Source organism: Brevibacterium picturae (genome assembly GCF_030453725.1).
Classification (GTDB): domain Bacteria; phylum Actinomycetota; class Actinomycetes; order Actinomycetales; family Brevibacteriaceae; genus Brevibacterium; species Brevibacterium sandarakinum_A.
Map to the genome: position 1 here is coordinate 1 of NZ_JAKDJU010000122.1, position 9,154 is coordinate 9,154.

The window sequence follows — 9,154 nt, forward strand, 5'->3', positions numbered from 1 at the left end:
GCGGTGCGACGGCCTCAGGCGCTGCGGATTCTGCGTCCCACGAGGGAGAGCCACCACAGTCCGATGAGGGGCAGGATGAGCGGGATGAACCCGTAGCCGCTGCCGAAGGACGACCACACGGAGGGGTTCGCGAAGTCCTCCGGATGAGTGAAGCTGAGGATGCCGACGACGATGACGCCGGCGAACTCGACGAGACACGAGGCGATCGCGATCCGGTGCGAGGTTCGGTTGCCGATGACCAGGCAGATCGTCGCCACGATGTAGATGATCGCGGCGATCACGGACAGCGAATACGCGACCGGGGCAACGTCGAACTCGCGGATGACCTGGTAGCCGGCCCGTGCGGTCGCCGAGAGCGCGAAGACCCCGTAGACGGCGGTCAACGCCCGGCCCGGCCCGGTGTGCATCGCCGAGAACGGTGACCGGTTCTTCTTCGTTGCCCGGTCCTTCTTCGCCGAGGCGGCCGCTGAGCGGGCACCGCCATCGTCGTTTCGCTTCTTCACTGCCAAATCTGGTCCAATCTCTCGATCATGACGATCACCGTCAGTCCTGCCGCTGCCAGCACTGCCGGTCCCCATCGGCTCAGCTCCGCGAATGCCCAGAAACCGGCCAGGCCGATGACGAGGATCGCGGTGATGACATAGCCGAAGTACAGGAGCGGATCGATGCCGTCTCTCGACCCGAATGTGGCGATCGAGAGCACCAGCTGCACGATGAGCAGCAGCAGAAGCAGAGCGGTCGCCCCGAGCAGCATGGTGTTGGCGGGCCTGTTGCGGATGGCCTCGACGATCGACCAGATGACCAGCACGGCGGAGACGGCATAGAGCACGACGGTGAAAACGGTGAACACCCGCCCAGTTTAGTCACCGTCGACGATCACCCCGAACTCGTGCAGGGGCCGACTCCGTCGGGTGCCGGGTGAGATTGGGCACTGATCCTGGCCGAAGCGGCGTTCACGGCCTAAAATCGGGAGAGTGCCGATTTACCTTGACCACGCAGCCACCTCGCCGATGCCGGCAGAGGTGCTCGACGTCTACACCGCTGAACTGAGCCGACGGGCCAACCCCTCGGCGCTGCACGCCGTCGGTCAGGCCGCACGAATGCGCATCGAGACCGCCCGCGAGGACATTGCCCGCGGGGTCGGTGCCGCAACCTCGTCCGAGGTCATCTTCACCTCCGGCGGCACCGAAGCCGATAACTTCGCACTCAAGGGCCTCTATCTGTCCCGCAACAACGGCACCTTCGAGGCACCCGTTCGGCCACGCGTGCTCACCTCGACGGTCGAACACCATGCAATCCTCGACTCGGTCGAATGGCTCGAGAGCCAGGGCGCCGAGGTCGTCTACCTCGACGTCGACGAAGAAGGACACCTCGACCTCGACGCGGCCCTGACCGAACTGCGTCGGGACCCGGAACGCACGGCACTCATCTCCATCATGGCTGCGAACAACGAAATCGGCACAGTGCAGCCCATCGCCGAAATCAGTTCGGCGGCCAAGGACCTCGGCGTTCCCTTCCACATCGACGCCGTGCAGGCCCTGGGCCAGATTCCACTGAACTTCGCCGAACTCGGCGCCACCGCCATGTCGATCACCGCTCACAAGATCGGCGGACCAGTGGGCATCGGCGCACTGCTGCTCGACCGGGCCGCGGCGCCGGCCCCGATCCTCCACGGCGGCGGTCAGGAACGCGGGGTCCGCTCCGGAACACTCGACGTGGCCGGTGCCATGGCCTTCGCTCAGGCCGTCGAGCTCGCCACTGCCGACATCGAGGCACGAGCTGCCCGCTTCTCATTCCTGCGCGACCGGCTCATCGCCGGCATCGCGGACACGATCCCGAACGCCACCCTCTCCGGTCGCCGAGGTGAGGGCAGGCTGCCCGCGAACGCGCACTTCACGTTCTCCGGGTGTGAGGGCGATTCCCTTCTCTTCGGCCTCGACGCGAGAGGACTGGCGACCTCGACGGGCTCGGCCTGCTCGGCCGGGGTCTCACGTCCCTCCCACGTGCTGCTCGCCTGCGGCATGGACGAGGACGTCGCCAGATCAGCACAACGATTCAGCCTCGGCCACGACTCGACCGAAGACGAAGTCGATCGCCTCCTCGAGGTTCTGCCCGAAGTCGTCGAACAAGCACACCAAGCCGGAATGGTCTCGGCCACTCCACGCTGGATGCAAGGAGCATCATGAAAATTCTCGTCGCCATGTCCGGCGGAGTCGACTCATCCGTCGCCGCAGCACGTGCCGTCGACGCCGGCCACGAAGTCGTCGGCGTCCACCTCGCCCTGTCCCGCATGCCCGGAACCCTGCGCACAGGCTCACGCGGGTGCTGCACCATCGAAGACTCCAGGGACGCCCATCGCGTGGCCGGGATGCTCGACATCCCGTTCTACGTGTGGGACTTCTCCGAACGGTTCAAAGAGGACATCGTCGATGACTTCATCGCCGAATACGCGGCCGGACGCACACCCAACCCGTGCATGCGCTGCAATGAGCGCATCAAGTTCGCGGCCCTCCTCGACCGTGCCCTGGCACTGGGCTTCGATGCCATCGCCACAGGCCACTACGCCGAGGTGCTCCGCGACGAAGACGGGCAAATGGAGCTCCACCGCGGGGAGGACCTGGCGAAGGACCAGTCCTACGTCCTCGGCGTCCTCTCCGGCGATCAGCTCGAGCACTGCTACTTCCCGATCGGCGCCACCGCCTCCAAGGCCGAAGTCCGCGCCGAGGCTGCCGAGCGTGGATTCTCCGTGGCCAACAAGCCCGACTCCTACGACATCTGCTTCATCCCCGATGGCGACACGAAGGCGTGGCTGGCGGACAAGATCCCCATGCGCCCGGGCCTGATCAAGGATGCCGAGGGCGAGACCCTGGGCGAACACGACGGCGCGATGACCTACACCATCGGCCAGCGCAAGGGGCTGGGCATCCAGAAGCCCGCCGCCGACGGCCAGCCTCGATTCGTCACCGGCCTCGACCCGGCCTCGAACACCGTGACGGTGGGCTCCCGTGGTGACCTCGCGGTGTCCCATCTGACCGGCATTCGCACCACCTGGGCCGGCCCGGCGCCGGCCGACATCGGCAGCGAACCGGCGACCGCCATCGACTGCGAGGTCCAGATCCGGGCGCACAGCGACCCTGTTCCCGCTCGGGCCTGGCTCGGTGACTTCATCTCCGAGGCACCCGAGCACGAGGTGAACCCGATCGTCGACGAGGTCGATGTACCGGCCGCCCGTCCTGCCGGACAGCTCATGCACATCGACGTCGATGAGGAACTCTCCGGCGTCGCTCCCGGACAGACCATGGTCATCTACCGCGGAACCCGGGTTCTCGGCCAGGCCACGATCGACATGACAGCCAGGGACCGCCTCGGCGTCTGAGGACACGGACCGCCTCGGCGTCTGAGGTCCCGGCGTCCGGACAATGCTCCTCGCCCCTGCGTTAACCTGGGGGTATGAAGGAATTTGCCCAAGATGTCGTCACGGCTCCGTTCGGAACCTGGTCGTCACCGCTGAGCGCTGCGGAGGTGGCTGCGGGCTCCGCACCGATCTTCGACGCCGCGTTCCGCGGTGAGCACATCTACTTCTCGACGAAGGTTCCGGCGGAGAATTCCCGCACCGGACTGATTCGGACCTCGCTGTCGCATCCGGGGCTGAAGGAGCAGGTGCTGCCCGCGGACTTCAACATCAGGTCCTCCGTTCACGAATACGGGGGAGCAGCATGGGCGCTGGATCCCAGCAGCGAAGTCATCTACTTCGTCAATGCCGCCGACCAGCGGATCTGGCAGATCATCCCGGGCAGGGCTCCCCATGCGCTGACCCCGGACACCTCGGGCCGCATCCGCTACGGCGACCTGACGATGACCCCCTGGGGACTGCTGTGCGTGCGCGAGGACTGCCGGTCCACGCGCAGGGAGCGGGCCATCGTCCTCATCACCCGGCATGGGACGACGAATGTACTCTCTCGACATTCCTATTTCATGGCCGGGCCCCGGCTGTCCCCGGACGGATCCACGATGGCGTTCATCGGCTGGGAACACCCCAACATGCCCTGGGATCAGACGAGTCTGTGGCTCATCGACGTCCGCACCCGCGACATTCCCGCCGCAGCGGTTCTGCACGGGCACGAGGTCTCACTCCTGCAGCCCGAATTCACCTCGGACTCCTCGCTGGTCATCAGCTCCGACCACAACGGGCGCTGGTCCCTGTACTCGCTGGACTTCGAGCCGATCGACTGCCTGGTTCGCGACAGACGTGCTGCGAAGGATTCCGAGCAGGCGAGTGAGACCGCTGAGGAACTCGACGTCTGCGACCTGCGACCGGTCCTCGACACCGGAGGTGAGATCGGCGGCCCACTCTGGCAGCTGGGAACCACCTGGCATCTGGGCGATGACGAGGAGATCTGGGCCCACTCCCAGTCGGACACAGCCTCGTTGATCAGGGCACGACTCCCACAGTCGGCGAACGGCGACTTCGAGGAGATCACACCGCCGGGGGAGCGGTTCGGCAGCCTCGAACTCCACGACCTCAGCCACAGCCATGTTCTCCTGACCGCGAAGTCCGCGGACTCGACCGGTGCCCTCTACGCCGTCGACCGGGCCACCGGCAGCTTCATCGAGATCGCCCAGGAACGCCTCGACGCTCATCAGGACTACTATTCGCGCCCCAGCACCCGGGAGCTCGGCGGCGTCCCCGTCGTCATCCACCCACCGCACAACCCGAGATTCACCGCCCTCGGCCGTGAACTCCCGCCCTATGTGATCTCCATCCACGGCGGACCGACGGGCCAGGCGACACCGGACATGTCCGCACGCTCCAGCTACTTCACCTCCCGGGGCATCGGAGTGCTGGAGGTCAACTACGGCGGCTCGACCGGCTGCGGCCGAGCATGGCGCAACCGGCTGCGCGGCCAATGGGGGATCGTCGACGTCTCCGACACCCTCGCCGCGGTCGAAGCCCTCGTGGCCGAGGGGCTGGCCGACCCGAGCCGGATAGCGATCTCCGGGGCCTCCTCCGGAGGGTGGACAGTGCTCTCGGCACTGGCCTCGACGGAGGCCTTCGCCTGCGGCACCTCCTATTTCGGGGTCACCGACCTCATGCGCTTCGTCGTCGACACCCACGACTTCGAGAAGCACTACATCGACGGGCTGGTCGGCCCCTGGCCGGAGGCCCAGGACGCCTACATCACCCGTTCACCGATCCGCCGGACGAGTGACATCACCGTCCCCGTGGCCATCATGCAAGGCGACCGCGACCCGATCGTGCCTCCCAGCCAGGCCCAGGAATTCGTCGATACCCTGGAACTGACCGGAGTGGAGTACATCTACCGTCTGTACAAGGGCGAATCACACGGGTTCGTCCGCTCCGAAACCATCATCGATTCCCTGGAAAGCGAGTTCGGGTTCTATGCCGACGTCTTCGGAATCCCACGCAGCGCCAACCATGGATGACCAGGGTGCAGCGCTGTCCACTGGCGAGCCGACCACTCTGACGCCTGCGGGCACGACCACCGGAATCTGGATCCCCGGTCCCAGACATGAGGTCGGATCCGGTTCGGTGACCGGAGCAGCCGGGTACATCGCGAACAGCCCCGTGCGCGAGGCGGCAGCGGCGGCCTTCACCCACCTCGGCGAGCAGCTGCCACCGATGCCGCTGATCGCCCATCGTTCCGAGGACCGCTGGGGCACGGACGCGGTCGGACGCGCAGTCGGACTCCTCACCGAACTCCACGTCGACCGCGCCTCCTTCGGCTGGCGCCTGACGAGTGCAGCGGGCCGAGACGAACGACTCGAGTCCTCGGCACTGGCCGAGGCCTTCGACGCCATCGCCGAATACGGCGAGGGCTACTCCGGTCCGGTCCAGATCTCGCTGCCGGGACCGTGGAGTCTGGTGACGGCACTGAGCCTGACCTCGGGAGCACCCGTGCTCGGAGACCTCGGCGCCCGCCGTGATGTCATCCAGGCCTATGCGTTCGGTCTGGCGGCCTTCGCCGACAAACTCTCGACGCTGGGCGTGCAGCCCGTGGTCCGACTCGTCGAAACCCGCCTGCACCGGATCCTCACCGGCACCTGGCCCACGGTCTCCGGCTGGGCCACTCTGCCCGCGGTCAGCGAAACCCAGGTCTACGCCGCGCTGCAGTCGACCCTGCGCCACCTGCCCCCGGTTCTGCTCAGCCTCCCCGACTTCGACCCCCTGCAGCTGCAGGGCAAGGAGATCACCGCCGCCGAGGTGGTCCGCAATACCGGTGCCACCGCCGTGTCAGTGCCGTTGGCTAGCCTGAAGGCACACGGGTGGGAACAGCTCGCCATGATCTCCGAAGCTGGGATCGGAACATGGATGGGCCTGCCGCCGAATGCAGGTCTGCAACCGAAGGAGGTCAAGCACTGGCTGAACCGGATCATGACGCCGTGGAATCGCATCGGCATGAGCACAACCAGCCTGCGTGATTTCGGAGTCCTCGCCGGCGATGAGCTGCCGATGACCTACCCGCCCCTGCTGACCCCGGTCGACGGGGACGGCGCCGAGAACATCAGCACGGGAACGATGATGATCGCCGCCGGTCTGCGGCGTGCCTTTGAGGAGATCGAATGACCGCAACACCCGACAACTCCGACCTGTCGGATGCCGCCGCGCGTGCTCAGACGCATGCGGAGCTGGTGGAGAAGATCGAAGAGCAGCGTGCGGCCTATTACAAGGACGACTCGCCTCTGGTCGCCGACGCTGAGTACGACGATCTCGTCCACCGCCTCGAGGACCTCGAGGAGAAGTTCCCCGAACTCGTCACCGACTCCTCACCGACCCAGACCGTCGGCGGCAACGTCGACACGTCCACCTTCGATCCTGTCGAGCACATCGGTCGGATGTACAGCCTCGACAACGTCTTCGACTTCGAAGAGCTGAGGGGATGGTACGACCGGGTCCGCGCGGCCACCTCGGCGACGTCGAGGTTCCTGTGCGAGCTCAAGATCGACGGACTCGCCGTCAACCTCCTCTACCGCAACGGTGAACTCGTTCGCGCCGCCACCCGCGGCGACGGACGCATCGGTGAGGACATCACCGCCAATGTCCGCACGATCTCCGACATCCCCGACATACTCGACACAGACCACCCGCCCGCGGAGGTCGAGATCCGCGGCGAAGTGTTCTTCCCGCTCGAGAAGTTCACCGAACTCAATGCTGCCCTGGTCGAGGAGGGCAAGTCCCCGTTTGCGAACCCTCGGAACTCGGCCGCGGGATCCCTGCGCCAGAAGGACCCCGCCGTCACCGCAGTGCGACCGCTGCACATGCTCGTCCACGGCATCGCCGTGTGGACACCGGCCGATGATTCGCACCCCGAGCCGGGGCACCAATCGGAGGTCTACGAACAGTTCCGTTCCTGGGGCCTGCCCATCAGCGAATACTTCACTGTGCTGGAGACGATCGATGAGATCGAGGATTTCATCACCCACTACGGCGAACACCGCCACGATGTCACCCACGAGATCGACGGCATCGTCATCAAGATCGACGACATCGCCGTGCAGGAGACCCTGGGCTACACTTCGCGCGCGCCGAGGTGGGCGACGGCCTTCAAATACCCTCCCGAAGAGGTCACGACGAAGCTCATCGACATCCAGGTCCAGGTGGGGCGGACGGGGCGCGTGACCCCGTTCGCGGTGATGGAACCGGTCACCGTCGCCGGATCCACCGTGGAGCGGGCCACCCTGCACAACGGCTACGAAGTCACACGCAAGGGCGTGCTCATCGGCGACACGGTGACCCTGCGCAAAGCCGGCGACGTCATCCCCGAGGTGCTCGGACCAGTGGTGGCTGCGCGTGATGGCAGCGAATACGAGTTCGTCATGCCCACTCACTGTCCCTCGTGTGGAACCGAACTCGGCGAGCAGAAATCCGGTGACAAGGACAAACGCTGCCCGAACTCTCGGTCATGCCCCGCGCAGCTGGCCAATCGCATCTTCTACCTCGCCTCCCGCGCAGCGTTCGACATCGAGGCCCTGGGTGAAGAGGCTGCGCTGGCCCTGACCGCTCCGGCCGAGCCCGAGGCGCCGCCGCTGACCTCGGAGGCATTTCTCTTCGACCTCACGGCCGAAGACTTGGCCGATGTGAAGATCTATCGGAACAAGAAGGTCAAAGGGGTGGAGACGGGGGAGCGCGAACTCGTGCCCTACTTCTACACCCGCGCCACCGCGAAGAAGCCGAGCGCCCCGAGCGCGAATACGACAAAGCTCTTCGACGAACTCGACAAAGCCAAGGACAGCGACCTGTGGAAAGTGCTCGTCGCGCTGTCGATCAGACACGTCGGCCCGACGGCCGCGCGCACGCTGGCGGCTCACTTCCGCACTCTGGACGCGATCCGAGCCGCCGAGCTCGAGGAGCTCTCAGCAGTCGACGGCATCGGTTCGACCATCGCAGCGAGCATCCGGGACTGGTTCGCCGTCGACTGGCATGTCGAGATCGTCGACGCCTGGGCCGCCGCCGGTGTCCGAATGGAGGATGAGGAGCAGGAAACCGGAGCGCAGACCCTGGAAGGCATGACGATCGTGGCCACCGGTTCGCTGAGCACGTTCACCCGCGACGGGATCAAGGAGGCGATCCTCGGCGCCGGCGGCAAGGCATCGAGCTCCGTGTCGAAGAAGACCGACTACCTGGTGGCCGGGGACAACGCCGGGTCGAAGCTGGACAAGGCCGAATCTCTGGGAGTCAGGGTCCTCGACGAGGACACGTTCCGCACGCTGTTGGACACCGGCAGCCTCGACTGACTCGACCAGACGTGATCCGATCAGACCAGATCTGATGCGCGGCTTCCACCTATTCGTCATCGAATGTCAAGGATCATCACAGCCGCAATGAAGTGGGGAAACAGTTTGGTCTGGAAGAGTGAAGGCATGAGATCAATTCCCCGGTTGGTCGCCGGCACCGCCGTCGTCCTCGCCGCAGTCCTCACCACCGCACCGGTGACAGCAGGCATCGCTGATTTCGTCCTCAATCCCGGACAGCAGCCGGTCAAACGAGCCGCACCTGCACTGACAGGATCCACCACTTCACCGCTGGCACCGATCAGAACGCGCGACGACGACCGGGCAGCAGGCAGCGAACGCTCCGGCGACGACGAGCGGACCGGCGAAGGCGAACGATCGGGTGACCTCAATCGCTTCCAGG

The 9,154-nt window shown here is 65.9% G+C and carries 8 protein-coding genes; 6 read left to right on the plus strand and 2 right to left on the minus strand.

The window, feature by feature from the left end:
• Positions 1 to 14: 14 nt before the first annotated feature.
• Both L0G76_RS11570 and L0G76_RS11575 read right to left on the minus strand, forming a co-directional pair.
• Entirely contained in the window at positions 15 to 509 is a 495-nt protein-coding gene (locus tag L0G76_RS11570; protein WP_487247006.1) for a hypothetical protein, read from the minus strand.
• Positions 500 to 850 carry a hypothetical protein gene (locus L0G76_RS11575; RefSeq protein ID WP_304357356.1) on the minus strand — a complete coding sequence of 117 codons (351 nt, stop codon included), beginning with the start codon at positions 848 to 850 and terminating at the stop codon, positions 500 to 502. Before L0G76_RS11575 ends, L0G76_RS11570 begins: the two co-directional genes overlap by 10 nt.
• A 124-nt stretch (positions 851 to 974) precedes the next feature.
• On the opposite strand from L0G76_RS11575, the gene L0G76_RS11580 reads away from it, so the two are divergent.
• The 6 genes from L0G76_RS11580 to L0G76_RS11605 form a co-directional block, all read left to right on the plus strand.
• Positions 975 to 2,186 (plus strand): cysteine desulfurase family protein, encoded by a 1,212-nt coding sequence (locus L0G76_RS11580; RefSeq protein WP_304357357.1) that lies wholly within the window; start codon positions 975 to 977, stop codon positions 2,184 to 2,186.
• A complete protein-coding gene (gene mnmA, locus L0G76_RS11585) occupies positions 2,183 to 3,376 on the plus strand; it encodes a tRNA 2-thiouridine(34) synthase MnmA (protein ID WP_304357358.1) in 1,194 nt (397 codons plus the stop codon). The genes L0G76_RS11580 and mnmA overlap by 4 nt, the downstream gene beginning before the upstream one ends.
• A gap of 74 nt (positions 3,377 to 3,450) precedes the next feature.
• The gene (locus tag L0G76_RS11590) at positions 3,451 to 5,445 is read left to right on the plus strand and encodes a prolyl oligopeptidase family serine peptidase (protein ID WP_304357359.1); all 1,995 of its coding nucleotides are present in this window, start codon (positions 3,451 to 3,453) and stop codon (positions 5,443 to 5,445) included.
• Positions 5,438 to 6,586, plus strand: a complete 1,149-nt coding sequence (locus tag L0G76_RS11595; protein WP_304357360.1) for a uroporphyrinogen decarboxylase/cobalamine-independent methonine synthase family protein — start codon at positions 5,438 to 5,440, stop codon at positions 6,584 to 6,586. The genes L0G76_RS11590 and L0G76_RS11595 overlap by 8 nt, the downstream gene beginning before the upstream one ends.
• Positions 6,583 to 8,754 carry an NAD-dependent DNA ligase LigA gene (ligA, locus tag L0G76_RS11600; RefSeq protein WP_304357361.1) on the plus strand — a complete coding sequence of 724 codons (2,172 nt, stop codon included), beginning with the start codon at positions 6,583 to 6,585 and terminating at the stop codon, positions 8,752 to 8,754. Before L0G76_RS11595 ends, ligA begins: the two co-directional genes overlap by 4 nt.
• A gap of 126 nt (positions 8,755 to 8,880) precedes the next feature.
• On the plus strand, positions 8,881 to 9,154 hold a 274-nt coding region (locus L0G76_RS11605), incomplete at its 3' end, for a hypothetical protein (protein ID WP_304357362.1).

Bases quoted from the DNA above. Each gene is read 5' to 3' on its own strand.
- mnmA (WP_304357358.1), top strand. From the start codon at position 2,183: ATGAAAATTCTCGTCGCCATGTCCGGCGGAGTCGACTCATCCGTCGCC.
- L0G76_RS11590 (WP_304357359.1), top strand. From the start codon at position 3,451: ATGAAGGAATTTGCCCAAGATGTCGTCACGGCTCCGTTCGGAACCTGG.
- ligA (WP_304357361.1), top strand. From the start codon at position 6,583: ATGACCGCAACACCCGACAACTCCGACCTGTCGGATGCCGCCGCGCGT.
- L0G76_RS11595 (WP_304357360.1), top strand. From the start codon at position 5,438: ATGGATGACCAGGGTGCAGCGCTGTCCACTGGCGAGCCGACCACTCTG.